The following is a 26,724-nucleotide window of genomic DNA, read 5'->3' on the forward strand; positions in this document are numbered from 1 at the left end:
TTTTTACTTAAACCATCCTTTTTTATAAAACCAAGCCATCATTCCCCCGCCAATTAACGCCATTAAAAATAAACAGATAAAATAACTATATTTCCCGCCAAGCTCTGGCATATGTGAAAAGTTCATTCCATATACCCCTGCGATAAATGTTAATGGCATGAAAATCGTCGAGAATACAGTTAATGTTTTCATAATGTTGTTCATATGGTGCGAATTCAATGAAAAGTAACTATCTCGAATATCTGCTGTTAATTCACGACTCGCTTCAATCATCTCTGTCAGTTTAAGCAAATGATCATGTATATCTTTAAAATAAATTTCATGGTCGCTTATACCGTAAAAACGAGTTGAATTTAAAATGCGATACAATAAATCACGCATCGGAATAATCGTACGCCTTAGCTTAGATAAATCTGCACGAATATCAAATACCTCTTCTAGCACGCTTCCTGCCGTCTCGCCCGTTAAATTATCATCAATTGCATTTAAATGGTCTTCAATGTAATAAACAGGTGCGAAATAATCATCTACAATTTGGTCAATAATGGTATGCGCTACATTTAAAGGACTCTTCTTAATACGTTTCTTCTCACCGAGCGTTTTCCATACCCTTTCAATCGCATTGTTATGAGAAAAATGGAAAGAGACTATAAATCGATCACTAACAAATAAATCGATTTCATGCGGTTCTAATCCGTCTTCGCCGAATGCATGGAGAACTAAAAAATTATAACCATCATAAAAATCTACCTTTGGTCTCTGTACATATTCTACACAATCTTCAATTGCAAGGGGATGGAACTTAAAATGATCTTGCAAAATATATGTATACTCTTCTTTCGTCGGCTTATATAAATCAAGCCAATACCATACAATGTTTTCTTGTCTCGTTTCTTCTAACGAGACATCATATAAAACTTCATTTTTTTTCGTTATTGCACAAATTCTAATCATAATTTCACCCATTACTATTATAAACAAAAAATAGTAAAAAAAGCCAAGGAGAAATCTCCTCAGCTTTTTTTATCCCGCTATTTGCGGGCAGTAAGACCCCTACCTCAAAATTCAGCGAAAGCAAAGAAGCTATGTGTGGGATCAACTGCCCGTAAAAGCCCGATTGGTGAAAGCTAATAATCAGTGGGTGATGAAGCCCCCACTGATTAAAGTTTCACTTTATTACTTCGTTACAATTCCGTGTACTAAAGTCGGTGCATCTACGTGGTCTTTAGCGATTTTCATGTTCTCATAAATTTTCGCTTTTACGTCTTCAACATTTTCGCGGTTTGCGTAAATTGTAACAAGAGAGTCACCTTTTTTCACGCTATCGCCTACTTTTTTGCGAAGCATTAGACCAACTGCTAAATCAATTTCAGACTCTTTCGTTGCACGCCCTGCTCCTAAAAGCATTGCTGCTGTTCCGATTTCATCTGCAACGATTTCCGATACGTAACCGTCTTCTTTCGCTTCCACTTCAATTTTAAATTGTGCTTGTGGCAATTTAGAAGGATCATCAACAACAGATGCATCGCCGCCTTGCGCTGATAAGAACGTTTTAAATGATTCTAGCGCTTTACCGTTGTTCATTACTTCAATTAACTTTTCACGAGCATCTTCTAAAGATGAAGCTTGTCCAGCAAGGTATACCATTTGACTTCCAAGCGTTAAACATAACTCTTCTAAATCTTTTGGTCCTTTACCTTGTAATGTATCAATTGCTTCTTGTACTTCTAACGCGTTACCGATTGCCTCACCAAGCGGCTGGCTCATATCAGAAATAACTGCCATCGTATTACGACCAACGTTATTACCGATGCGTACCATTGCTTCTGCTAAACGTTTTGCATCTTCGTCTGTTTTCATAAATGCTCCTGCTCCAGTTTTTACATCAAGAACAATTGCATCTGCACCAGCAGCAATTTTTTTACTCATAATCGAGCTAGCAATAAGAGGAATTGAATTTACTGTTGCCGTTACATCACGAAGTGCATATAACTTTTTATCAGCAGGTGTTAAGTTTCCACTTTGACCGATAACAGCAATTTTATTTTCATTTACAAGACGCATGAATTCATTATTTTCAATTTCAACATGGAATCCTGGTACTGCTTCTAATTTATCGATTGTACCACCCGTATGTCCTAGACCACGTCCAGACATTTTCGCAACTGGTACATCTAAAGCAGCTACTAATGGACCTAATACAAGTGTCGTTGTATCACCAACACCACCTGTTGAATGCTTATCTACTTTTACCCCTTCAATTGCTGATAAATCAATTGTATCGCCGCTGTTTACCATTGCCATCGTTAAATCAGCACGTTCTTGTTCATTCATATCTTGGAAGAAAATTGCCATTGCAAGTGAACTCATTTGATAATCTGGAATATTACCATTCGTGTATCCTTCAACGATAAAGTTAATTTCTTCTGTCGTTAATGCATGTCCATCACGTTTTTTTGCAATTAGGTCCACCATTCTCATTGTGAGGTCACCCCTTCATTTGTTTTACAATTGCTTTTACTAATGCTAAGAAGTTAGCTTTAACACGTTCTGTCGTTTCAATTACTTCATCGTGGTGAAGTGGTTGATCTAAAATACCAGCTGCCATATTTGAAATACAAGAAATACCAAGTACTTTCATACCCGCATGACGCGCTACAATCACTTCAGGTACAGTTGACATACCAACTGCATCTCCGCCAAGTGTACGAAGCATACGAATTTCAGCAGGTGTTTCATATACAGGACCTGTCATTCCAACATATACACCTTCTTGTACTTTAATATTTAAATCTGCTGCAACTTGTTTCGCCATTTCGCGAAGTTCTGGCGTATATGATGTAGACATATCAGGGAAACGTACACCCATGTCAGAATCATTTGGTCCGATTAATGGGTTCGTACCCATGAAGTTAATGTGGTCTGAAATTAACATAAGATCGCCTGGTTCAAATGATGTATTTACACCACCAGCTGCGTTCGTTACAACAACTGTTTCTACACCTAGTTCTTTCATAACACGAACTGGGAATGTTACTTTTTGCATATCGTATCCTTCATAGAAATGGAAACGTCCTTGCATAGCTACTACTGTTACACCTTGAAGTGTACCGAATACAAGTTGACCTGCATGTCCTTCTACAGTTGAAACTGGGAATTCAGGGATTTCACTGTATGGTACTGTTACTGCATTCTCGATTTCATCTGCTAATACACCTAGTCCAGATCCAAGGATTAGTCCTACTTGTGGTGTCTCTTGAAATTTCTCTTTTAAGTATGAAGCTGATTTTGTAATTAGTTCACGATTCATCTGTTTATCCCCCTATTTCTTTAGCTCGTTTAAGAAGCTTGTTCCATGTTCTGGCATTTTAACATTAAAGTTTTCTGCTACAGTTGCACCAATATCAGCAAATGTTTGACGAAGTGATAACTCTTGTCCGCCTTGTTTCATGCTTGGACTATATGCTAATAGCGGTACATATTCACGTGTATGATCAGTACCGTAGTGAACTGGATCATTACCGTGGTCTGCTGTAATTAATAATAGATCATCTTCTTTTAGTTTTTCGAATACTTCTGGAAGACGTGCGTCATATTCTTGCAATGCTTCTCCGTACCCTTGTGGGTCACGGCGATGACCAAATAATGCATCAAAATCAACTAAGTTTAAGAAGCTAATACCTGTAAAGTCCATATTTAATGTATCTACAAGCTTGTCCATTCCATCCATATTTGATTTCGTACGAAGTGATTCAGTTACCCCTTCGCCATCATAAATATCAGCAATTTTACCAATAGCAATTACATCATAATCGCTATCTTTTAGTTCATTCATTACTGTGCGACCAAATGGTTTTAGTGCATAGTCATGACGATTTGGTGTACGTGTGAAGTTTCCTGGCTCTCCAACGAACGGACGAGCGATAACACGTCCTACCATGTACTTCTCATCTAATGTTAATTCACGTGCGATTTTACAAATTTTATATAGCTCTTCAAGTGGTACTACTTCTTCATGAGCTGCGATCTGTAATACACTATCAGCAGAAGTGTAAACAATTAAAGAACCTGTTTCCATTTGTTCTTGACCAAGCTCAACAAGTACCTCAGTTCCAGAGGCTGGTTTATTACCGATAATTTTACGACCTGTCTTTTCTTCTAATTCATCAAGTAATTCTTTCGGGAATCCTTCAGGGAACACTTGGAATGGTGTATCAATGTAAAGGCCCATGATTTCCCAGTGACCTGTCATTGTATCTTTACCTGTAGATTTCTCTTGCATTTTTGTATAATATCCAAGCGGTTTCTCTACTTTAGAGATTCCTTTCATTTCACGAATATTACCAAGGCCTAATTTCACCATATTTGGCATGTGTAATCCATTCATATGTTCAGCGATATGACCAATTGTATCAGAACCTAAATCACCAAACTGCTCAGCATCTGGTGCTTCACCGATCCCCACAGAGTCCATTACGACTAGGAAAATACGTTTATATTTATTCATAACTGCAACCTCCTATATGTTCAGTTCTACTTCTTGTAGTATGTTCAAAACGCTATAAAGTGAAACTGTTATCAATGGGAATTATCTTTCGTCCTCATTATTAAACAGTACTGCTTTAAATCATTCTCTAACTTTTTCGTTTTACTTTCAAACGAATCAAAAAAATTTCTAGTTTTTTCTAAGTCAGATGTCAGACATCTGATATTGATATCATAACATGTTTACGCTTTCTTTTTAATACCTTTTCGTAGAATTTCTCATTTTCTTTACCCTTCTATTGTAATCCATTCTGCAAAGAAGTGCTAATCATTTCATAACATATTTCCTAATATAAAAATAAAAAGCAGCTCTAAAGAGCTGCTTTTTATTTTACTTCTACTGTTTCTTCTTTATGTTCATGCAGTTCGCCTTTTCTTACATGCACTTTCACTTTGTAAGCACCGTTCTCTTTGAAAGTATGTTTACTTTCATACTCTCCTTTATTCCCTTCTTTCGCCGGAATAAATTCGTGTTTTTCAACACCATCTTTCCAAATCTCAAGTTGCACTTCAGCACCAGTTAACGCTTCTTCTTTTTGCTTTAAATGGACTTTCATTGTTGATTCAGCATTTGCTTTTATGTCACCGGCCATAAGATGAATCATTGTGTCACTTTTATGATCACCGTGTCCTGCACTATGATCACCACTTTCTTTTTTCGCATCTTCTACTTTCGCATTCCCTACAGCAACTTTGTGTTCTGGCATAACGTGTATATCACGTGCATTTGTGTGAGGAATAATATGATATACTCCATCAGTTTCAAATGTTTTCTCTACTGCATAAACACCTTTTCCTTTATGCTTACCATCTAACATCTCGTGTTTCTCGTCGCCATCTTTCCAAATCTCAAACTTTACGTCATCAGCATCCGTTACTCTTTCTTTTCCTTGTGTAACAAGTGCTTGTACTTCTGTTTTTTCACCAGGTTTAATTTCTTTCGGATTCGTTTGAAGCGCTACGTCTATACCTTCAAGTTTCTGTTCTTTTTTCGGTTCTTCTTTGTTTGTATTACAGCCAGCCAGTGCTAGCATCGCGATAAATAATGTAATAATAAGTTTTTTCATCTTCATTTCCTCCTTCATACTTTCCTTAGTATAGAGGAAATACATTGTAATATTCTAGTCTTCTGCTGAAAACAATGTACGAAATGTTTGTGAAGTTTCTGTGAAATGGTTCACTCTTCTTAATCTATGAAAAAAGAGCATAGTGACTATGCTCTCGGGTGAAACTGTTTATATACATCTTTTAATCTAGTTTTTGAAACGTGCGTATAAATTTGTGTCGTCGAAATATCTGCATGTCCAAGCATCTCTTGTACAGCACGCAAATCTGCCCCGTTCTCTAATAAATGCGTAGCAAAAGAGTGACGCAACGTATGCGGTGTTAGCTCTTTTTCAATATTTGCTTCTTTCGCTAATCGTTTTAAAATTTTCCAAAATCCTTGTCTCGATAATCGATTACCATGATGGTTTAAAAAGAGTGCATCTACTGCTTTTTTACCCATCAATTCTCTTCTTCCTTTTTCAATATACTTTTGAATCGCTTCTGTCGCTAAGCTTCCTAATGGAATAATTCTTTCTTTATTCCCTTTCCCAATGCAGCGAACAAACCCCATCGTTAAGTGTACATCTTCTAAATTTAATGAAATTAATTCTGAAACACGAAGTCCTGTTGCATACAACAACTCTAACATTGCCTTATCACGAATCCCAAAAGCACTTACCGTTTTCGGTGTTTGAAGCAATGCTTCCACTTCGTCGATTGATAATACTTTTGGTAATTTCCGTTCCCCTTGTGGCGTTTCAATATGTACCGATGGGTCATGCTCCACTGCTCGTTCCCGAAGTAAAAATTGATGAAACGAACGAATCGATGCAATATGACGCGCCAATGTTTTTGAAGATTTCCCGTTTTCTTTTAAATACTGCAAAAAGTTAACAATATGCAAGCGTGTCACTTCATGAAACGTCTTCGTTTGTTCTACATTTTGCAAATACTTCACATAGCTTTTCAAATCGCGTTCATAAGATACAACTGTATTTTTCGCTAAACCTTTTTCAACAATCATATAATGAATAAAATCTTTTAATTGATCTTCCAATCTACACTACTCCCCATTTTCATAGAAAAACATCATTCTATTTACGAAAGCATCCTTTTCCGGCTCCTCATTCCCTGATACTTTTTCTACAGTCTCTTCTTTTGGCTTTTCATAACGATGGTAACTTTCATATTCTTCATTTATCCATAGTATAGCGAAATAAAACAAAATCGTACAACTTGTAAATAATAAAAATACTTTCATCCCATCAAAAGTTAATTTTAAAGCTCGGCGCATTGTAAATTCCTCCAAAATATAAGTTATTACAACCTATGCCAAGCTTTCACCAATTTATACCTTATTCAAATAAAAAACCTCTTCCTAGTTAAATAGGAAAAGGTTATTTTTCATCCGTTTCATTTTCTTGACAATTTTTACAAATCCCATGGAATGTTAAACGATGATCTTTCACCTTAAAGCTCCAGTCTCGTTCCACTTTATTCTCCACTTCACCAAGTAAATCTTCTTGTATTTCTTGTACAGCACCACATTGTGTACAGATTAAATGATGATGGAAACGCTGTGCACCTTCTTGGCGTAAGTCATAACGCGAAACACCGTCTCCAAAGTTAATCTTATCGACAACTTTCAACTCAGACAATAACTCTAAAGTTCGATAGACGGTTGCTAATCCGATCTCTGGCGACTTTTCTTTTACAAGGAGGTATACATCTTCTGCGCTTAAATGATCTTCTTCATTTTCTAGCAGCACACGAACTGTTGCTTCACGTTGTGGTGTCAATTTATAGCTCGCTGCATGTAATTGCTTCTTAATTCGTTCAATTCTTTCTTCCATTCGGTACTACTCCCTCCTCGCCACTCTTACACCATTATATCAGAAGAAGGGCTCCTGTCAAAAGAAAAACAATAAAAACAAATTGATAATTATTCTCAAAAAGTATTTATTGTTTGTTAATAGCCTCCACAACTTCTTTCATTAAAACTGGTGATGCATACGCTTCGACACTGGAAGCAATAGCTAATACCGCTCCAATCACGAGAAAAAAGCATGTATAGCGAATTAATAACGGCAATAGTGGCTCCGTTATTTTCCGGATAAATTGGTGCCTAATCATTCTCAAGGAAAAGCTTGCAGCAATTGTTGTCATAACGAGAAATACAGGAATTATAATTAAATTTTGTGGCAATACAGATACAAATGCTAATAATAGTCCATTCCATCCGTGCTGACTTACTAAAAAACCTACTGTAAATCCAACAACTACCCCTTTTAAAAATAGTAAGATAAAAATGAGTGGCAACCCAATAATTGAAATCCCCAAAATCCAAATAAAGCCGATATATTTTAATTGCGAAAAGTAACTTTCTCGAAACATTTCGCCCGCGACAGCAAATTCTCCTTTAGAAACTTGTCCAAAAAAACGCTGTAAATAAAATGATAAATCTTGCTTTTGGTTTATTTGTAAACTATTCACAAGAATCGCTCCAAATATTACTCCCATCAGTAATAAAACCGCATTAAATATATATAGTGAAGAATTTTCCTGTATGTGAGACATTACACGGTCTTGCCACGTTTTTCGCCACATTTTCCTTCCCTCCGTTCACACTCTTACTAAAAATGTATGAAAGAAAGAAAAAAAGTATGACGAATTAACATTGAAATTCCGCTCTACTTTGCTAAACTAAAAAGTAGAGAATAGGAGGGATTTTTCTTGAAACCATTATTATTAGATTTTCCAACATTATTTCAAACTGAGCGCTTGCAAGTACGTAAGCCGTTTCCAGGTGATGGTACAGAAGTATATGAAGCAATCCAAGCTTCTCTAGCAGACTTATTACCATGGATGCCAATTACAGCTGAAACAGAAGAACGTGCTGAAGAAATTGTTCGCGAAGCTCACGGACAGTTTTTACTTCGTGAAACACTTGATTTCCACTTATACGATAAAGTATCTGGCACATTCATCGGAGCTATTACTCTCAAGCCTGAAAACTGGGATATTCCAAAGTTTTCACTTCACTTCTGGCTACATAGCGCTTATACAAAGCAAGGCTATATGACAGAAGCCATTAAAGGTGCGATTCAATTTGCATTTGATAAACTAGGTGCTAGAAGAATTGAAATTCGTACTGATGCAACAAATATAAACGCATGTAACTTAGCAGAGCGTCTAGAATTTATTTTAGAAGGTACAATGGAAAATGATTTCCTAGCACCCGATGGCAGCTTACGCGATGCACGTGTATATGCAAAAATCAACTAAAAACACTCGCCTTAGGCGAGTGTTTATTTTTGTAATTGTAAATATTGTACTGCAAACATCGTCTTAGCATCATGTATGCGAAGGTCTTTCATAAGATCAATCGCTTCTTCTAATGACACTTCCATTAATTCCACAAATTCATCTTCATCTAAAGCTGCTTTATTTTCTTTTTGTTTTAATCCTGTCGCTTTATATACATATAAAATCTCATCTGCAAAACCAGGTGATGTATAGAAAGATGTAATAAGCTCCATATTTTCACATACATATCCTGTTTCTTCTTCTAATTCACGAACTGCTGTTACCTCTGGCTTTTCCCCAGGTTCTAACTTCCCAGCAGGAATTTCCACAATTGGCTTTTCGAGAGCTTTACGATACTGCTCAACGAGTACAATTTTCCCCTCATCAGTAATAGCAATAATAGCAACTGCCCCAGGGTGATTTACGATTTCACGTTTACTCATTTCTCCATTTGGTAATACTACATCATCAACACGAACTTTTATAACTCTACCATCAAAAATCGGTTCAGTTTTTACTGTTCTTTCTGCAAGATTACTCATACTACTTCATCTCCCTGTTCTATTTCCTAATCGTTCTTCATACATTTTACCACATTGAAAGGAGCGTGATAGAAATGAAAGTTTACATTTCACCAAATCGCGTCACTTTAGTCGGCAAAGCATGGCAAATTCGTCATAAGCTAAAACAATATGGCAAAGAGTATACAACTGTGCAAGAGTGGATTACAGCAAATAAAAAGTAAACGTTTGTCAACCTCCTTCCCCTTTCGTACAATAAGGATAAGGAGGTTGACCTATGAAAAAACGTCAATTAGGAAACTCAGATTTATATGTTACGGAAATTGGATTTGGCTGTATGTCTCTCGGTACATCTGAGGCTGAAGCTATGCGTATTATCGATGAGGCAATCGATTTAGGAATTAACTTTTTTGATACAGCGGACTTATACGATTATGGATTAAATGAAGAATTTGTTGGAAAAGCTCTGAAAGGAAAACGCGACCAAATTGTTCTTACAACAAAGGTTGGAAATCGATGGACAGAAGAAAAAAACGGCTGGTCTTGGGATCCTTCTAAAGCTTATATAAAAGCCGAAGTAAAAGAGAGTTTACGTAGACTTCAAACAGATTATATTGATTTATATCAACTGCATGGCGGGACGACTGAAGATCCTATAGATGAAACAATTGAAGCCTTTGAAGAATTGAAAAAAGAAGGTATTATTCGTCATTATGGTATCTCTTCTTTACGTCCAAATGTCATTCGTGAGTATGCAAAACGTTCAAATATCGTTAGTGTATTAATGGAGTACAGCCTTTTAAATCGCCGTCCTGAAGAATGGTTCCCACTGCTTAATGAATATCAAATTAGTGTCATCGCACGCGGACCACTTGCAAAAGGCATTTTAACTAACAACAATGCAAGCAAGATAGAAAGAGTGAAGGAAAAAGATTACCTCTCCTATTCTTATGATGAATTAAATACAACACTCGCGAGTGTAAAAGAAATTATAGGAGAAAGATCTTTAACTGGATCAGCCATTCAATACTGCTTACATAATGAAGCTGTTGCATCTGTTATACCTGGTGCAAGCTCTATTCAACAGTTGCAAGCAAATGTACATGCTGGGGAACAAACGTCTTTAACAAAAGAAGAATATACACAACTTCAGCAAATTGTTAAATTTGATACATATGCTTTACATCGTTAAAAAGACGCTACCATACTGGTAGCGTCTTTTTATAACGTATCATATTTATCAGGATTCGTTCCTACATGTAAATTACGATTTAACGTATTAATTTGATCCATCTCTTCTTCAGTTAATGAGAAATCAAAAATAGCAAAGTTCTCTTTAATACGAGATGGCGTAACAGATTTAGGAATAGTCACAATTCCACTTTGAATATCCCACCTTAATATAACTTGTGCAGGTGACTTTTCATATTTTTTAGAAATAGCCTGAATAATTGGATGCTGGAATACTTCGCCGCCTCTCATTAAAGGACTCCATGCTTCCATTTGAATTTGCTCACCTTGACAGAAATCACGCAATTCAAATTGCGCTAGCATTGGATGAAGTTCAACTTGGTTTACCATCGGCTTCACTTTGCAATTTGGTAATAACAGTTCTAAATGATGTTTATGAAAATTAGAAACGCCAATGGCACGCACTTTACCTTCTTCATATAGCTTTTCTAGAGCACGGTACGTATCAACATACTTCCCTCTTATCGGCCAATGGATTAAATATAAATCTACATAGTCCATTTGTAATTTCTTTAAACTTTTTTCAAACGCCTCGAGCGTCTCCTCGTACCCTTGATCGTCGTTCCAAACTTTTGTTGTAATAAACAAGTCTTCTCGCGAGATTCCAGATTCACGAACCGCTTCTCCGACACCGCTTTCATTTTCATATACAGTTGCTGTATCAATCGAACGGTATCCAAATTCTAATGCTGTTTTTACTGCTTGTTTAACTTCGTTTCCTTCTTTCGCTTTATAAACGCCTAGACCAATCATCGGCATTTTCACACCATTATGAAGTGTAGTTGTTGGAATATGCACACTCGTTCTCCCTTTCAATGTTACATTTTTTATAAACCACCACTTTATTTCAACAAGATTCATCCAAAAAGTCAAAACATACGTACAGTTTACATAATACTTTTATACACATTTTAAAAAACAACGTGAACTCAGCCATTCACGTTATTTTCTATCCATTCTTTCGCCTTTTCATCTACATTACGTACAAACTCATTTTTCCCTTCCGTATACATCGTGCCATCATATGTATATTTTTCCGCTAGTTCTTTCTTTAAAGCTGCATATGCCTCTGCTTCTTCACAATGAGCCATCATGTAATCACGAAACGATAAATGCCTTGTAATCTCAGGATTCCCTTTTTCAAATACGTGCAAATGATACGAGCGTTTTTCCTCCGTTCCATGAATAAAATAACGACGTCTTGAAATACCATTTTCCCCTTTTACGATATAACCAATCTCTTCAAAACGTTCATTCCAATGGTCTACTCTGTCGATACTTTCTACTTCCATGATCATATCAATAATAGGTTTAGCTGCTAGTCCTGGCACTGACGTACTTCCAATATGATGAATTTTTACCGCTTCTGGCATCGCCGATTTTAATCTTTCGGCCTCCATTTGAAATTTCTCACTCCAATGATTTTCATGCGGAACGACTACAATTTTCCTCATTCTAACTCCCCTTTTCTTACAAACTCGTCAAAAAAATGATCAGCGGCATTTCACTGATCATCTTTTTATTATTTAAAGTCTTTCCAAGTAAGGCTACTTTCACTTAACAGCTCTTCAAATGATTTATTCTTTTCACGTTCTTTTTGTTCCTTACGCTTTCTTTCTTGTTCTGCTGCCTCTTTTTTCTCTTCTCTCACTTGCAACTCTTTTTTCTTATTCTTTAATTGTTGCATTAACGAATCGTTCAATTGATCACCTAGTGTAAGTGATTCTTTCTCCGGTTGATTCATTTGAGAGTGTCTTTGTGTTTGTCTTTGCTTCTTTTTCTTCATACTACTCACCTTTTACTTTTTTCTCCATTATAGAGGATACATGATGAAATCGACAATAAAAAAGGTTCCATACTCTATTATTCATCTTTTGTAAATATGTTAATTTTTCGAAAAAACTAAATTTTTATATAGATATAATCCTATGAATCTATTAAAATTATGTCGTATGATGTCAGATTATAAAAAAAGGAGAAATGAATTATGTGGAAAAAAATCATTCCCGCTGTCGCTGTTTTAAGCACCATTACTTTTTCGAGCGTATTCGCCGCTCCCCCATCCCAGACTCCAGCTGAACAAAACCGTTACATAGACGTACAAATGCTCGGCATTAATGATTTCCATGGTCAACTAGATACTGTTAAAAAAATTAATAACAAAGAAGCTGGTGGCGCTGATTACTTAGCTACTTATTTAAAAGAACGTAAAAAACAAAACCCTAATACACTTCTCGTACATGCTGGCGATATTGTCGGAGCTAGTCCACCAGTTTCAGCATTGTTACAAGACGAACCAACGATTGAATTTTTAAATGACTTAAAGTTTGATGTTGGTACAATCGGAAACCATGAATTTGATGAAGGCATCGACGAAATGCAACGACTCATTTACGGTGGTTACCATGAAAAAACAGGGAAATTCAAGGGAGCAAACTTCCCTTATGTCGCTGCAAACTTCTATAACAAATCAACTGGTCGCTTATTTTTACCACCATTTACTGTAAAAATGGTAGATGGTGTTCCTGTAGGGTTCATTGGTGTCGTTACAACTGATACACCAAATGTCGTTATGCCTACCATGCTTAAAAATGTACAAATCACTGACGAAGTTGAAGCAATTAATAAATCAACGCAACAATTAAAACGTCTCGGCGTTAAATCCATCGTCGTTCTCGCCCATGTTGGCGGAACTACCGATGAGTCTGGCGTAACAAATGGAGACCTTACTCGAATTGCAAATGAAACGGATCCAGAAGTTGATGTTATTTTCGGTGGACATAGTCATACGTATGTAAATGGTACTGTTAATAATAAGCTTATCGTACAAGCGAACTCTTACGGGATGGCTTTCTCTGATGTAGATGTAACGATTGATAGAAAAACAAAAGATATTGTGAAGAAAAAAGCTGAAGTTGTTACAACATACCATGAAGGTGTCGAACCTGATAAACAAGTAAAACAAAAGTTAGATCAATATAAAGAAAAAATCGCACCTCTTGTAAATGAAGTAGTCGGAAAATCTACAGCACCTATTGACCGTAAACAAAACGATGCTGGTGAATCTACACTTGGAAATTTAGTTGCCGATGCACAGCGCCAAACGATGCAAACTCAAATCGCACTTATGAATCCTGGCGGCATTCGTAATGACTTAGACGCTGGCGATATTACATGGGGCGAATTGTACGGCATTCAACCTTTTGGAAATCAGTTGATTAAAGTAGATTTAACAGGTCAAGATATTCGTGATATTTTAAATCAACAATGGCAAAAAGGAACAACGAGAATGCTGCAAATTTCAGGCATTCAATATACTTGGGATGCAAGCAAACCAAACGGTGAAAAGGTTACGAATATACGCTTAACAAATGGAGAAGAATTATCTCCATCTAAAACGTATAGCGTAGTTGCAAATGCTTTCTTAGCTTCTGGTGGTGATGGATTCGTATCCTTTAAAAATGGAAAAAATGCTGAAACTGGTCCAAACGATTTTGAAGCATTAGTCGATTATGTAAAACAAGTGAAAGAACCAATTCAGCCAATTATTGATGGACGTATTCAAAAAATCAACTAAATACTATTCAAACTAGTACGTGACACTCGAAAGAAGAAGCTCCTTTTATATGCAAGGAGCTTCTTCTTTTAGAGTCATACGTATTGTCATTCTTCTAGTGCAGTAAAGGATAAGCACATAGCCCTTGTTTCCTCGTAGTATATAGAAAACTATAATAGGAGGGTTTGTATGTATTTCTATCAAACAATGACGATACATTATATCGACATAACGACAAACTCATTCGTAGTATTGAGAAAGCAATTAACGGCGAATATAGCTCCAGACATAAATGAATGAAATCAAATCCTTGAAATTCGGCAAGATGAGCAACGAACAGTTGATTTTTACTTAGAAATTGCAGACGAAGCGACAAATCAACAAGTGAAAGAAACATTTCGGCGCGCAGCAGCTGATGAACAAAATCATGCCGTTTGGTTCCTATATTACTTTTCGAAACAAAACAAAAAATGAAATAAAATAAAGGATACACGCTCTTATATGGAACATAGTATCCTTTCTTTTATTTCTCTGGATACGTTTCATGATTAACATCATACCGTTGCAAAAATTCCTGTAGTGCTTCTTCTACAATTTTAGACTTTTGAATCCCTTTCGATTCCGATATAACATCTAGTCTTGCTAATACTTCTATATTAATCGAAAAGGTCCGTTTCTTTTTCTCTGTGCTCTTACTTATAATTTGAACACTTACTTCTTCTCTTTTTCTTAGCAATTCATAAATGCTTTGTAATTGTTCGTAAATTAGTAATTGATAGTCTGTTTTTGCATATTGAAGGGCAGTAGCTTCTTGGATTTGCAAATGACGTGGCTCTTCACCATCACCTATAAAGATACGTTTTTTCTGCTCTCCATCATATTCATATCCAATCACCCTTAATTTCTTTGATAATGTATATGGGCTCATTTCAATCCGTTTCGCTATAATAGCGATTGATTCGCGTCTATTTAAAGAATCAATAATTTCTCCAATCGTCACATTCTCCCTCCTCTCTTAATCGCCTAAACTTGAAATCAAACCAGTATGTTATGATACAATGATTTTCTAGTAGTATATGCAAAAGAAAGAGCCTGTGCGATTCATACCATTTAAGAAAAGGAGGTTTACATATGCTTTTTCGTAGCTATACACCAAAGTTTTATAACGAAAAGAAGCAATTAATCCCTAACAGTATCGCTACGATAGAAAACGTTATGATTAATGACCGGAAACAATCTCTCCTTATACGCGGCCAAAACGTGGAACAGCCTATTTTATTATGCTGTCACGGCGGTCCTGGTATGGCACAAATCGGCTTTATTCGCCATTTTCAAAAAGAGTTAGAAAAGCACTTTATCGTTATTAATTGGGATCAGCGAGGGGCAGGTAAATCCTTTTTATGGCGGGATATCCAAAAAAATTTTACGATTGATCAATTTTTTTCAGATGCAAAAAAGGTTATTCAATATCTTCTCAAACGCTTTAATAAGCAAAAACTATTTCTCGCTGGTCATTCTTGGGGAAGTATTATCGGACTACAAATCGCTAATCAATGTCCCGAATATATAGAAGCATACATCGGCATCGGTCAAATTGTACATATGAAGCAAAATGAAGAATTACTATATCAACATTTAATTAGCTCTGCCAAAAAACATGACCATAAAAAGGCATTAGCTTCTCTTTTAAAATTAGGGAAACCACCCTTTTTAGATACGAGACGCCTCATTATTCAAAGAAAGTGGCTGGGTACATTCGGAGGAGCAATCCAAAATGGATCTTCCTTTTCTTTCATACGAAAAGGCTTCTTTTCTCCTGAATATACGCTATTAGATTGGTTCAAATTTCTCGCAGGAAATTTGAAATCCGGAGTTTTATGGGAAGAGATGCTGACAATCGATTTCTTTTCATCTATTTCAAGTTTATCTGTTCCTGTTTATTTTTGTTCTGGTCGCTATGATTATCAAACTCCTTATGCACTCGTTCAACAATATTGCGATATCATTCAAGCTCCTATTAAAAAGATGATTTGGTTTCCAAACTCGGCACATTCTCCAGATTTAGAAGAGCCTGAGTTATTCGCTAAATCTTTACAATCAATTAAACAAGAACTATCTTTTCAACATTAATAACAAAAGGCGCTTTTACATTTCATAGAAAACATTTTATAATGATATGTCGCAAGTATATGTCACTGCAAACACTTGCTTGCCTTAACAGAATAAAAATTAGGGAGATTACATTTATTATGAACGCTGTACTCATCGCAGTAGCAGTCATGCTACTGCTTAGTTTGTTACGTGTCCAAGTCATTGTCGCCATTATCGTTGGAGCTTTAACAGGCGGACTTATCGGCGGACTCGGTATTTCAGAAACAATTAGTACTTTTACAGCAGGTCTTGGGAACAGTGCTCCTATCGCATTAAGCTACGCAATGCTCGGTGGATTTGCTATTTCCCTTTCAAAAACAGGACTTCCTGATGCAATGATCCAATCAGCTTTAAAATGGATCGGCAACGAACAAGACACGAAAAAACAAGTCTATTCTAAAATACTTATATTATTTATCATTTTAACAATGGCTTGTTTCTCACAAAATATTATCCCTGTTCATATCGCCTTCATCCCAATCTTAATTCCAGCACTTTTAAAAGTATTAAATGAGCTGAGGGTGGATCGCAGACTTGTTACATGTATTATTACATTCGGGTTAATTACCCCTTACATGTGGGTTCCAGCAGGATTCGGAAAAATTTATCATGACGTATTACAAACAAATGCTGCGCAAAGCGGTATTACATTTGATGTCGCACTTATTCCAAAAGCGATGACTATTCCAGCAATCGGTATGATTATCGGATTATGTGTAGCAGTTTTCATTACATACCGAAAACCACGTACATATGAAGCAGAACAAATTCATGCTGCACAGAATGAAATCGTTCCCTATACGAAAAGAAGCATTACTTTTGGTTTATTATCAATACTCGCTACATTAACTGTGCAATTAGCAACAGAATCAATGATTTTCGGTGCTTTAGCAGGTATTATCGTCTTATCAGTTAGCGGTAGTCTCCCTCTTAAAGAAGCCGATGCTATTTTAACGAGCGGAATGCGTATGATGTCCTTTATCGGATTTGTTATGATTTCTGCCGCTGGATTTGGCGCTGTTCTTCGAAAAACTGGACATGTTGAATCTCTTGTGCAAACGAGTGCACATATAATCGGAAATAATAAACCGCTTGCTGCATTTCTTATGCTCGTTATTGGACTTCTCGTTACGATGGGAATTGGTTCTTCCTTTTCAACCATCCCTATCTTAACAACAATTTTCGTACCGTTATGCGTCCAGCTCGGATTTAGTCCAATGGCAACAATCGCAATTATCGGTACAGCTGGTGCACTTGGTGATGCAGGTTCTCCAGCATCTGATAGTACACTTGGACCAACGTCCGGTTTAAATGCTGATGGTCAGCACCATCATATATGGGATACATGTGTCCCAACATTTCTACACTATAATATACCGTTACTTATATTCGGCTTTATTGCCGCAATTACACTATAAAAGGTGCGTTTTAAAAACGCACCTTTTACTTTGTTGTTTCTCTCTCAATGCATCTAAATTCTGTTTCCACTTCTTCTTGTTCCACTTGTTTCTTCTTTATTTTTCCTATTAACTGCTGAAAAGTTATTTCCCCATTTTCTTCGATATAACTTCCAATCGTCGTTAATGATGGACTTATCCATTCACCCTCTACACTCCCGTTAAATCCAATGATTTGCAACTTACCTGGTATATGAATATTAAGAGTTTTCGCCGCCCTGATTAGCTCAATAGCGACCTTATCACTTGAAGCTACAACTCCATCTATGTATGGATGCTTTTGTAACAATTCAAGAAACTGTTGATTCGTATACCCTTGTACAATTTCCTCTCGATAAGAAAGTCCTTCTTTCCAAGCAGTATCTAAAAACCCTGCCACATGCTCTTCCATTTCTTCACTCTCTACTCCCTCACCGATATAAGCAAGAAACTGGCAGCCTTTCTCTTTTAATAAAGAAACAGCTTTCTGTCCACTTTCATAATAACTAGTCAGAGATTGTCGTTCTTCAAGCACAGCGAAAGGAAGTGAGATTTCTCCTATACTTCGAAAAACAGATTTCGTCATTATAACGCCTGCAATGTTATTTTGTTCCAACATATCTATGTATCTATTCTTATTTTCTATATTACAAACTATTACTTGATACCCTTCTTTATATGCTATTTCCTCAACAAAACGGAGCAAAGTGATGTATGATGGATTATGCAAATTATCTACAAGTAATGCAATCATCGTTGAAGGCTGTTTAAATAAAGGCTTTGCTGTAGCATTCGGTCTATAATTTAATTCTTCAATTGCTTTTTTTACTTGTTTCACCGTATCTTCATGGACATATCCTTTTTCGTTAATGACTCTTGAAACGGTTGCGACTGAAACACCGGCCAATTTTGCAACATCACGTATAGTTGCCACATCGTCACCCCTTAATATGGTAATAGATTACAATTTTAAACTAAACCAAAATATAACATTCGTCAAGGTTATTGTTTTATATTTCTGAAAATTGTTACACAACTTCCACTCTACTCATAAAATATACTCCAGCTGAATTTCATGTGAAATCGCGATATTATCATAACCAATAAACGGAATTTCTTTCTTTATTTTTCGTGCTTCCTTTACCGCATCAATATACAAATTCGTCATCATGAAGTTACGTTTTTGATAAAAACGAAGTGCGTTCATATTATCATTCGTCGTAATGAGCCACACTTTTTCACACTCATTTTCCCTTGCCATTTGCAATACACAATCCACCAGTTTTGTTCCAATCCCATTTCCTTCCTCAAAACTATCTAGCGATACAATTTCACACATGTTTTTTAGCACTTCACACGTTATAATTCCCACTATTCTGTCATTTTTAAGTGCGATAAAACCGGGTAATTGTTCTAATTGATGTGCTCTGCCTCGCGAGACCATCATTGAACTCCCCCAGTTTTCACACATAAACCCCCGAATGGTTTCTTTCATTTCTGGTGTAATTTTTTGTATATGAACCATATACGATTTCTCCCCTTTTTATATCATTGTGATACAATGTAAGTGTATCATATGTAGAGGTATTTGGAGGATGAGGTAAAGTATGAAACGTTTTTTTACAGCATTGTTTACTATACTAGGTGCACTAACTGCGATTGGGATTTTCTTTACAAATAAAGTTATGTACTTGAAGAAAAAAACAGAGGAAGAAGTTTTAGAACGCGAAACGAAAAAGCATTTTCATTTGGACGATTTTAAGGCTATTCAAAAAGAAGAGGTTCACATCCCTTCTCAATTCGGATACGAACTTCACGGATATTACATGCCAGCTGGTCATTCCAATAAGTTTATGATTTTTTGTCATGGTGTGACTGTAAATAAAATGAATTCCGTTAAATATGCAAACTTATTTTTAAATAGAGGATATAACGTATTTATTTATGATCATCGCCGTCATGGTAAAACCGGTGGTAAAACAACAAGTTATGGCTATTATGAAAAACATGATTTAAAGTCAGTAGTTGACTGGCTAAAAGATCGTTTCGGAACGAATATTACACTCGGAATTCATGGTGAATCTATGGGTGCTGCAACTCTTCTTCAATATGCAGGACTTGTAGAAGATGGTGCTGATTTTTATATTGCTGATTGTCCTTTCTCTGATTTTTATGGACAGTTACAACATCGTTTGAAAGTTGAGTTTCATTTGCCAAAATGGCCTTTATTACCTTTAGCAAATGCCTTTTTAAGAGTTCGTGATGGCTATACAATTCGTGAGGTTTCACCAATTGATTGTATAAAAAATATTAACAATCCTGTTCTCTTTATTCATAGTAAAGATGATGACTATATTTTATCTGATATGACGAAATCACTTTATGAAGCGAAAGAAAATAATAAACAGCTTTATATTGCAGAACATGGTGCACACGCTTGCTCTTATAATGAAAATAAAGAAGAGTACGAAGATGCCATCGATCAATTTTTAAACACATATGTAAAAGAAACAAAAAACAGGCTTGCATAAGCCTGTTTTTTTTACTGCGCTAAAACGTCTGTAACTTGTTCCATATTTTCAGAAATCCACTTTACTGCCTCGTCTAGCGTTGGGAATTCCGTCGTTTGAAAAGTCACCTCATCTTGAAGTAACCAAACATCTTTCGGTTCTTGTCCTACACCTGCGATTGACCAATGAAGTAAACTATATGGATGATTATCATTCAAAAATGATGCCCATGTGCGCTCATTTGCAATATTTTGTAGTGTTTGTAATTTTTTATCCATCTTTCGTCACCTTACTCTAGTCAGTTATAAAAACTATTATAACACTCTCTTCTCTCTCAAACAAAGTGCTCTTTTTATATTGTCAAGTACTCTCCCTAATTATATGATGAGAGTAAGCGTTTGGAAAGGAGGGATAACGTTGGCAAAAGTACAAATTAAAGTAAATGATAATGGCTCTTTTCGCGTTACAGGGGACGTGGAATTAGTTGACTCACAAGGGAATGTATTCCCAGCAAAACCAGCATTTTCTTTATGTCGTTGTGGTTTATCAAAAAACATGCCTTATTGCGATGCTTCGCATAAAGGCAAATTCGAGTCTGTTGTTAGAGCACCAGAGGCAGAGTAATTTTGGATGTAACATGCACATTTTTTTGTGCATGTTTTTTTACTATTAACACCGTATCCTTGCAACATTTCTACTGATTTTATCCCCATTCCTATTACATCTATTTTCACACAATTCTTCACATTCGAATATTTTTCACTTTGCTTTTTTCGTTTTTGTGCTATAATGTGAGCAAACAACATCCTTCGGGGTCGGGTGAAATTCCCAACCGGCGGTGATGAAGCGAGAGCTTCTAAGTCCGTGACCCGTTTTCAACTCGAAAACGGTGGATCTAGTGAAACTCTAGGGCCGACAGTATAGTCTGGATGGGAGAAGGATATGTTTTCTAGTAATTTTATATAGCGAATACACTTTTATTTCAGTATGCATATTTATAAAGTTTCATTTTGAATCTTTATATATGTTTTATTTTGTATACTTATGTTTCTATACTGAAATAAAAAGATACGACTAGCGTTGAAAAAATTTGATATTTTGCTAGGTTTTTTCCTTATGCCAAAATATCAGTCATCGTTAGGTTTCTTTCCTATACTTTCGTATTCGAACTATATTTCTAGAAATCACGTCTCCCAAACCCCAAGGATTTTATATTCTTGGGGTTTTTTGATTTTTTCAGGAGAGGTGAAGAGAATGACAGATCAAGAATATATGAGGATTGCCTTGCAGTTAGCACAAGGTACAACTGGGCAAACGAGTCCAAATCCTATGGTTGGTGCTGTTGTTGTAAAAGATGGAAACATCATAGGAATGGGAGCTCACTTGCGTGCTGGTGAAGAACATGCTGAAGTTCATGCTCTTCACATGGCTGGTGAAAGAGCAAAAGACGCTACTGTTTATGTAACACTTGAACCATGTAGCCATTTTGGAAAAACACCACCTTGCTGTGAATTACTCATTGAAAAAGGAGTCCAGCGGGTTGTAATTGCTACCCTTGATTGCAATCCACTCGTTTTTGGAAATGGAAAAAGGAGATTAGAAGAAGCTGGAATCGAGGTAACTACTGGTGTTCTTGAGGCGGAAGCCACTTTATTAAATCGATACTTTTTTCACTATATGAAAACGAAACGTCCCTTTGTAACAATAAAAACAGCAATGAGCTTAGATGGAAAAACAGCAACTGTAACGGGTGAAAGCCAGTGGATTACAGGCGAAGAAGCACGCGCTGATGTTCACCAATATCGTCATATGCATGATGCTATCCTAGTCGGTGTGAATACAGTTCTAACTGATAATCCACACTTAACAACACGAATTCCAAACGGAGGTAAACATCCTATACGCGTTATTTTAGATACCCACTTACGAACGCCACCATCTTCTCATGTCATAACGGATGGCTTAGCTCCGACATGGATTATTGTCGGTAAGGATGTAAATAAAGAGAAAATAGCGTCTTATGAATCTAACAATATAGCTGTATTCCAAATGAAAACGAAGCAAATTGAAATACAAGATGTCCTACACCTACTCGGTGAGAAACAAATCCTTTCTCTGTTTGTTGAAGGTGGTCAAACGGTACATGCAAGCTTCTTAAAAACAAATAGTTTTAATGAAATTGTGACCTATATAAGCCCGAAATTAATTGGCGGAAAAGATGCACCTACTTTATTTGGTGGAACTGGTTTTTCAAAATTACAAGATACACTTTCCTTAACGATTCAAGAGATGAAACAAATTGGTAATGATATAAAAATTGTTGCAACCTTAAAAAGCGAGGTGACGGAATGTTTACAGGAATTGTAGAAGAGTTAGGAACGATATCAAGCATGACTCAAAACGGGGAAGCCATGAAGCTAACTATTAGCGCAAATCAAATTTTATCAGATGTTAAGTTAGGTGATAGTATCGCGGTTAACGGCATTTGCTTAACCGTAACTAGTTTTACGACTACTTCATTCACTGTCGATGTAATGCCTGAAACAATGAAAGCAACATCACTTCGTATGCTACAGACAAGCGCCAAAGTGAATTTAGAACGGGCGATGGCTGCAAACGGAAGATTCGGTGGACATTTCGTCACCGGACATATCGACGGCATCGGTACGATTTTAACTAAAAAACAACATTACAATGCCATCTATTACAAAATAGCAATTTCTGATGAATTACTACGCTATTGTTTGCATAAAGGATCCGTTGCTATTGATGGCACTAGTTTAACAATATTTGATATAGACGAATCTTCAATTACAATTTCACTCATCCCCCACACAGTAAGCGAGTCTATAATCGGCGAAAAAAAAGCCGGGGACATCGTAAACATTGAGTGTGACATGATTGGAAAATATATTGAACGCTTTATTTCAAAGCCCGCAAAAAGAACCGATTCAATGACCGCAAGCTTTTTACAAGAAAACGGATTTCTATAAGGGGGAAGCACAATGTTTCATCGTATTGAAGAAGCTCTAGAAGATTTAAAACAAGGAAAAGTCATTATCGTATGTGATGATGAAAACCGAGAAAATGAAGGCGATTTTATTGCTTTAGCAGAGTGCATTACACCAGAAACGATTAATTTTATGATTACACACGGTCGTGGTCTCGTTTGCGTACCGATTACGGAAGGGTACGCAGAGCGTCTACAGTTAGAACCAATGGTTTCTCATAATACGGATTCACATCATACTGCTTTTACAGTAAGCATCGATCACGTTTCTACAACAACAGGCATTAGTGCTCATGAGCGTGCTACAACAATACAGGAATTATTGAATCCCGCATCTAAAGGAACTGATTTTAACCGCCCTGGACATATCTTTCCATTAATTGCGAAAGAAGGTGGCGTCCTTCGCCGCGCAGGTCATACAGAAGCTGCTGTTGATTTAGCAAAACTTTGCGGAACTGAGCCAGCTGGCGTCATTTGCGAGATTATAAATGAAGATGGGACGATGGCACGTGTACCTGATTTAATACAGTGTGCAAAACAATTTGATATAAAAATGATTACAATTGAAGATTTAATTGCTTATCGCCGCCATCACGAAACACTTGTGACGAGAGAAGTGGAAATTACATTACCTACAGATTTCGGTACTTTTCATGCAATTGGCTATTCTAACTCATTAGATATGAAAGAACATATCGCGCTCGTAAAAGGTGATATTTCAACAGGCGAACCTGTACTTGTACGCGTTCATTCAGAATGCTTAACAGGGGATGTATTTGGTTCGTACCGCTGTGATTGCGGACCACAACTACATGCTGCACTTGCTCAAATTGAGCGTGAAGGAAAAGGTGTTCTTCTCTATATGAGACAAGAAGGACGCGGCATTGGCCTTCTGAATAAGCTTCGCGCTTATAAGTTACAAGAAGAAGGGTTAGATACTGTAGAAGCAAATGAAAAACTTGGGTTCCCAGCTGATCTTCGTGATTACGGTATTGGCGCTCAAATTTTAAAAGATTTAGGCTTACAAAGTTTACGATTATTAACGAATAATCCACGAAAGATTGCTGGCTTACAAGGTTACGATTTAGAAGTAACCGAGCGTGTACCGTTGCAAATGCCAACAAAAGAAGAAAATAAAACGTATTTACAAACGAAAGCAAGCAAATTAGGACATTTACTAAACTTATAATTAAGGGAGAGATACACTATGGTATTCGAAGGTCATTTAGTTGGTACAGGATTAAAAGTTGGGGTTGTTGTTGGACGTTTTAATGAGTTTATTACAAGTAAGTTACTTGGCGGAGCTTTAGATGGATTAAAGCGTCACGGTGTAGCAGAAAATGATATTGATGTTGCATGGGTTCCTGGCGCATTTGAAATTCCTTTAATCGCTAAAAAGATGGCAAATAGCGGAAAATATGATGCTGTTATTACATTAGGTACAGTAATTCGCGGTGCTACAACGCATTACGATTACGTTTGTAATGAAGTAGCAAAAGGTGTTGCGTCTTTATCACTACAAACGGACATTCCAGTTATTTTCGGTGTATTAACGACAGAAACAATTGAACAAGCGATTGAACGTGCAGGTACAAAAGCTGGTAACAAAGGATATGAATCAGCAGTTGCTGCGATCGAAATGGCTCATTTATCAAAACAATGGGCTTAAAAAAAGAGGTTAACATTATCAAGACTTAATTTATAAATAACGTTATAAAATCACTCCTCTAACATGTTATATATGTCTAATATGTTAGAGGAGTTTTCAATTAAATTAATCAAATAAAATTGATTTAATTTTAAAAGATTAAACAAGAATAACCCCGTACTAAATTTAGTACGGGGTTATAAATAAAGTTATTTAATTTTTGATCTAAGGTACTTCACTACACTAAAAAATATAACAATAAAGTCATTTAAAAATCTAAGTTTTATTCAAAAAATAGCAGCCAATTTTAGCTAGGCAGCGGCCCAGCTAAATTCATCTATTTCTTCTTGAACGTTTATACATATTCATAGTAACCAACCAGCTAATGACGATGATCCCGGCAAAAAGAAGTAGCATATTACTGTACAAATGAGTGGATGGATCAGCATTTATAAGTAGCAATTTTCGATTTAACAAACGTATCGATAATAATCCACCTACAATTGCAATACCCATTCCTTCTGATAGAAAGCTTGTAAAATTAAGCAAACTCATTCCAGCACCAGCTTCCTTTTGTTCCAAACTACTTGAAACAATGGTGGAGATAACAGTTTTCGTAAAAGAAAGCCCCCCAAAAACAAAAATTAATATAATTGTCATGAGCCATGGTGTTGTTTCTATAAAAAGGGCAGCTACTAAAAAGCTGATAGAAAGAAATGCAACTCCAGTTGTTAACACAAATAAAGGGCCTTTCTTATCAACAAGAACTCCACCAATATAACCGAAAACAATAACACTCATTGCACCAGGGAAAATAATCCCACTTCCAATTGCAGCAGTACTTAATTGATACACATCTTTCATCATATAAGGGACCATAGAAAGAAATCCTGCTACAGTTCCGAATATAAGTCCTCCACAAATGATTCCAATCATAAATGGGACATTTCTTCCTAGCGCAGGATCAACAAAAGGATTAGATACTTTCCTAATATGTTTAACAAATATCAGGAAACATATAATGCTAACGATTAGAAAGGAAATTCTATAGGATGTCGTAAACATCATAAAAAATACAATACCTACGGACATGAATATTATTCCTACAGTATCAAAAGAGCCTTTTATTAGGTCTTCCTGTTTCATTAATTTTGCAAGGAATGGAACAGTGATAATCGTCACAAGTGGTAAAAGCAGTAAATAAGACCAATGGATATATTCAGCAATCACTCCACCAATAAATGGCCCTACACCTTCTCCCATTGCTACAATTGACCCAATAAGTCCAAATGCTTTACCCCTATCTTCTTTTGGAATATAACGCGCCACAACAACCATCACAAGTGCTGGAAATGCAGCTGCACCCGCCCCCTGAATAAACCGAGCCAAGATAATTACAGGAAAGAACGAATGTCCAACAAATCCGATCACTGATCCGATGCAGTTCACTATAATCCCAAATAGGAGTAGCTTTTTGATGCCTAGCTGATCCGATAGCTTTCCATATATAGCTGTTCCTATGGAAAAAGTTAATATGAACGCTGTGTTTACCCAGTTTACACTTGCTGGTTCCTTATTAAAATCGCTAGCAATATCAGGTAATGAAACATTCAAAACCATTTCATTTAAAACGCTGAAAAAAGAAAGAACACAAAGCCATAATAAAACTTGATTATGGCGTAAATTTGACTGTGAATGAGATGTATTCACATTTAACCCTCCAATAAATAATGAGGGTAGACG

At 36.3% G+C, this 26,724-nt stretch carries 30 protein-coding genes, 1 pseudogene and 1 riboswitch; of the genes and pseudogenes, 13 read left to right on the forward strand and 18 right to left on the reverse strand.

Features of this window, described 5'->3' with window-relative positions; translation table 11 throughout:
• Positions 1–3: 3 nt before the first annotated feature.
• From corA to spoIIM, 9 genes are all read right to left on the reverse strand, one after another.
• Complete coding sequence (gene corA, locus ACFWDE_RS04260; RefSeq protein ID WP_377890307.1) at positions 4–966, reverse strand: magnesium/cobalt transporter CorA; 963 nt, start codon at positions 964–966, stop codon at positions 4–6.
• 210 nt (positions 967–1,176) lie between these two features.
• Entirely contained in the window at positions 1,177–2,481 is a 1,305-nt protein-coding gene (locus tag ACFWDE_RS04265) for a pyrimidine-nucleoside phosphorylase (protein WP_002145899.1), read from the reverse strand.
• 7 nt (positions 2,482–2,488) lie between these two features.
• Complete coding sequence (locus ACFWDE_RS04270; RefSeq protein WP_002145898.1) at positions 2,489–3,310, reverse strand: purine-nucleoside phosphorylase; 822 nt, start codon at positions 3,308–3,310, stop codon at positions 2,489–2,491.
• Between the two features lie 12 nt (positions 3,311–3,322).
• A complete protein-coding gene (gene deoB, locus ACFWDE_RS04275; RefSeq protein ID WP_377890310.1) occupies positions 3,323–4,507 on the reverse strand; it encodes a phosphopentomutase in 1,185 nt (394 codons plus the stop codon).
• Between the two features lie 364 nt (positions 4,508–4,871).
• On the reverse strand, positions 4,872–5,612 hold the full coding sequence (locus ACFWDE_RS04280; protein WP_377890312.1) for a FixH family protein: 741 nt from the start codon (positions 5,610–5,612) through the stop codon (positions 4,872–4,874).
• A gap of 146 nt (positions 5,613–5,758) precedes the next feature.
• Positions 5,759–6,649 carry a site-specific tyrosine recombinase XerD gene (xerD, locus tag ACFWDE_RS04285; RefSeq protein WP_215554085.1) on the reverse strand — a complete coding sequence of 297 codons (891 nt, stop codon included), beginning with the start codon at positions 6,647–6,649 and terminating at the stop codon, positions 5,759–5,761.
• A 6-nt stretch (positions 6,650–6,655) separates the two neighbouring features.
• Positions 6,656–6,886, reverse strand: a complete 231-nt coding sequence (locus tag ACFWDE_RS04290) for a YqzK family protein (protein WP_002088473.1) — start codon at positions 6,884–6,886, stop codon at positions 6,656–6,658.
• Positions 6,887–6,989: 103 nt separating this feature from the next.
• On the reverse strand, positions 6,990–7,445 hold the full coding sequence (gene fur / locus ACFWDE_RS04295) for a ferric iron uptake transcriptional regulator (RefSeq protein WP_000392654.1): 456 nt from the start codon (positions 7,443–7,445) through the stop codon (positions 6,990–6,992).
• 106 nt (positions 7,446–7,551) lie between these two features.
• Entirely contained in the window at positions 7,552–8,199 is a 648-nt protein-coding gene (gene spoIIM, locus ACFWDE_RS04300; RefSeq protein ID WP_002111637.1) for a stage II sporulation protein M, read from the reverse strand.
• Positions 8,200–8,325: 126 nt separating this feature from the next.
• On the opposite strand from spoIIM, the gene ACFWDE_RS04305 reads away from it, so the two are divergent.
• Positions 8,326–8,877, forward strand: a complete 552-nt coding sequence (locus ACFWDE_RS04305; RefSeq protein WP_377890315.1) for a GNAT family N-acetyltransferase — start codon at positions 8,326–8,328, stop codon at positions 8,875–8,877.
• A gap of 23 nt (positions 8,878–8,900) precedes the next feature.
• On the opposite strand, the gene ACFWDE_RS04310 is transcribed toward ACFWDE_RS04305, so the two are convergent.
• A complete protein-coding gene (locus ACFWDE_RS04310; protein ID WP_377890317.1) occupies positions 8,901–9,440 on the reverse strand; it encodes an NUDIX domain-containing protein in 540 nt (179 codons plus the stop codon).
• A 74-nt stretch (positions 9,441–9,514) separates the two neighbouring features.
• On the opposite strand from ACFWDE_RS04310, the gene mciZ reads away from it, so the two are divergent.
• Complete coding sequence (gene mciZ / locus ACFWDE_RS04315; RefSeq protein WP_377890319.1) at positions 9,515–9,643, forward strand: Z-ring formation inhibitor MciZ; 129 nt, start codon at positions 9,515–9,517, stop codon at positions 9,641–9,643.
• A gap of 53 nt (positions 9,644–9,696) precedes the next feature.
• Positions 9,697–10,611, forward strand: a complete 915-nt coding sequence (locus ACFWDE_RS04320) for an aldo/keto reductase (protein ID WP_377890321.1) — start codon at positions 9,697–9,699, stop codon at positions 10,609–10,611.
• 29 nt (positions 10,612–10,640) lie between these two features.
• On the opposite strand, the gene ACFWDE_RS04325 is transcribed toward ACFWDE_RS04320, so the two are convergent.
• From ACFWDE_RS04325 to ACFWDE_RS04335, 3 genes are all read right to left on the reverse strand, one after another.
• Positions 10,641–11,468 (reverse strand): aldo/keto reductase, encoded by an 828-nt coding sequence (locus ACFWDE_RS04325; protein ID WP_002145891.1) that lies wholly within the window; start codon positions 11,466–11,468, stop codon positions 10,641–10,643.
• Between the two features lie 131 nt (positions 11,469–11,599).
• A complete protein-coding gene (locus ACFWDE_RS04330; protein WP_377890323.1) occupies positions 11,600–12,124 on the reverse strand; it encodes a GrpB family protein in 525 nt (174 codons plus the stop codon).
• A 68-nt stretch (positions 12,125–12,192) separates the two neighbouring features.
• Positions 12,193–12,456, reverse strand: coding sequence for a YqkE family protein (locus tag ACFWDE_RS04335; RefSeq protein WP_002014945.1), 264 nt, complete (start codon positions 12,454–12,456; stop codon positions 12,193–12,195).
• A 201-nt stretch (positions 12,457–12,657) separates the two neighbouring features.
• On the opposite strand from ACFWDE_RS04335, the gene ACFWDE_RS04340 reads away from it, so the two are divergent.
• Positions 12,658–14,247: a bifunctional metallophosphatase/5'-nucleotidase gene (locus ACFWDE_RS04340; RefSeq protein WP_033707173.1), complete on the forward strand. Its 1,590-nt coding sequence runs from the start codon at positions 12,658–12,660 to the stop codon at positions 14,245–14,247.
• Between the two features lie 164 nt (positions 14,248–14,411).
• A pseudogene (locus ACFWDE_RS04345) lies at positions 14,412–14,700 on the forward strand (ferritin family protein).
• A gap of 49 nt (positions 14,701–14,749) precedes the next feature.
• On the opposite strand, the gene ACFWDE_RS04350 reads toward ACFWDE_RS04345, so the two are convergent.
• Positions 14,750–15,226 (reverse strand): ribbon-helix-helix domain-containing protein, encoded by a 477-nt coding sequence (locus tag ACFWDE_RS04350; RefSeq protein WP_377890326.1) that lies wholly within the window; start codon positions 15,224–15,226, stop codon positions 14,750–14,752.
• A gap of 131 nt (positions 15,227–15,357) precedes the next feature.
• Here ACFWDE_RS04350 and ACFWDE_RS04355 point away from each other — a divergent pair, with 131 nt between their 5' ends.
• Positions 15,358–16,356 (forward strand): alpha/beta fold hydrolase, encoded by a 999-nt coding sequence (locus ACFWDE_RS04355; protein ID WP_377890328.1) that lies wholly within the window; start codon positions 15,358–15,360, stop codon positions 16,354–16,356.
• Positions 16,357–16,475: 119 nt separating this feature from the next.
• Complete coding sequence (locus ACFWDE_RS04360; RefSeq protein WP_377890330.1) at positions 16,476–17,795, forward strand: Na+/H+ antiporter family protein; 1,320 nt, start codon at positions 16,476–16,478, stop codon at positions 17,793–17,795.
• Positions 17,796–17,820: 25 nt separating this feature from the next.
• Here ACFWDE_RS04360 and ACFWDE_RS04365 read toward each other — a convergent pair whose 3' ends face one another.
• On the reverse strand, positions 17,821–18,747 hold the full coding sequence (locus ACFWDE_RS04365) for a LacI family DNA-binding transcriptional regulator (protein WP_377890332.1): 927 nt from the start codon (positions 18,745–18,747) through the stop codon (positions 17,821–17,823).
• Between the two features lie 114 nt (positions 18,748–18,861).
• Positions 18,862–19,338 carry a GNAT family N-acetyltransferase gene (locus ACFWDE_RS04370; protein WP_377890334.1) on the reverse strand — a complete coding sequence of 159 codons (477 nt, stop codon included), beginning with the start codon at positions 19,336–19,338 and terminating at the stop codon, positions 18,862–18,864.
• An 82-nt stretch (positions 19,339–19,420) separates the two neighbouring features.
• Between ACFWDE_RS04370 and ACFWDE_RS04375 the strand changes: the two genes are divergently transcribed.
• Positions 19,421–20,344 (forward strand): alpha/beta hydrolase, encoded by a 924-nt coding sequence (locus ACFWDE_RS04375; protein ID WP_377890336.1) that lies wholly within the window; start codon positions 19,421–19,423, stop codon positions 20,342–20,344.
• A gap of 11 nt (positions 20,345–20,355) precedes the next feature.
• On the opposite strand, the gene ACFWDE_RS04380 is transcribed toward ACFWDE_RS04375, so the two are convergent.
• Entirely contained in the window at positions 20,356–20,601 is a 246-nt protein-coding gene (locus tag ACFWDE_RS04380; RefSeq protein WP_002111659.1) for a DUF2552 family protein, read from the reverse strand.
• A 139-nt stretch (positions 20,602–20,740) separates the two neighbouring features.
• On the opposite strand from ACFWDE_RS04380, the gene ACFWDE_RS04385 reads away from it, so the two are divergent.
• The 5 genes from ACFWDE_RS04385 (at position 20,741) to ribH (ending at position 25,002) form a co-directional block, all read left to right on the forward strand.
• Entirely contained in the window at positions 20,741–20,947 is a 207-nt protein-coding gene (locus ACFWDE_RS04385) for a CDGSH iron-sulfur domain-containing protein (protein ID WP_001151582.1), read from the forward strand.
• A gap of 177 nt (positions 20,948–21,124) precedes the next feature.
• Positions 21,125–21,268: riboswitch (FMN riboswitch) on the forward strand.
• Between the two features lie 309 nt (positions 21,269–21,577).
• A complete protein-coding gene (ribD, locus tag ACFWDE_RS04390; protein WP_377890339.1) occupies positions 21,578–22,690 on the forward strand; it encodes a bifunctional diaminohydroxyphosphoribosylaminopyrimidine deaminase/5-amino-6-(5-phosphoribosylamino)uracil reductase RibD in 1,113 nt (370 codons plus the stop codon).
• Positions 22,672–23,316, forward strand: a complete 645-nt coding sequence (gene ribE / locus ACFWDE_RS04395) for a riboflavin synthase (RefSeq protein ID WP_377890341.1) — start codon at positions 22,672–22,674, stop codon at positions 23,314–23,316. Before ribD ends, ribE begins: the two co-directional genes overlap by 19 nt.
• 12 nt (positions 23,317–23,328) lie before the next feature.
• Positions 23,329–24,522: a bifunctional 3,4-dihydroxy-2-butanone 4-phosphate synthase/GTP cyclohydrolase II gene (gene ribBA / locus ACFWDE_RS04400; RefSeq protein WP_377890343.1), complete on the forward strand. Its 1,194-nt coding sequence runs from the start codon at positions 23,329–23,331 to the stop codon at positions 24,520–24,522.
• Positions 24,523–24,540: 18 nt separating this feature from the next.
• A complete protein-coding gene (gene ribH, locus ACFWDE_RS04405) occupies positions 24,541–25,002 on the forward strand; it encodes a 6,7-dimethyl-8-ribityllumazine synthase (protein ID WP_327902052.1) in 462 nt (153 codons plus the stop codon).
• A 312-nt stretch (positions 25,003–25,314) separates the two neighbouring features.
• Here the strand turns inward: ribH and tet are convergent, their stop codons facing one another.
• Positions 25,315–26,691 (reverse strand): Tet(L)/Tet(K)/Tet(45) family tetracycline efflux MFS transporter, encoded by a 1,377-nt coding sequence (gene tet, locus ACFWDE_RS04410; RefSeq protein WP_377890346.1) that lies wholly within the window; start codon positions 26,689–26,691, stop codon positions 25,315–25,317.
• Positions 26,692–26,724 lie beyond the last annotated feature (33 nt).

It is taken from the genome of Bacillus sp. NPDC060175 (genome assembly GCF_042728695.1).
In the GTDB taxonomy this organism is placed as follows: Bacteria; Bacillota; Bacilli; order Bacillales; family Bacillaceae_G; genus Bacillus_A.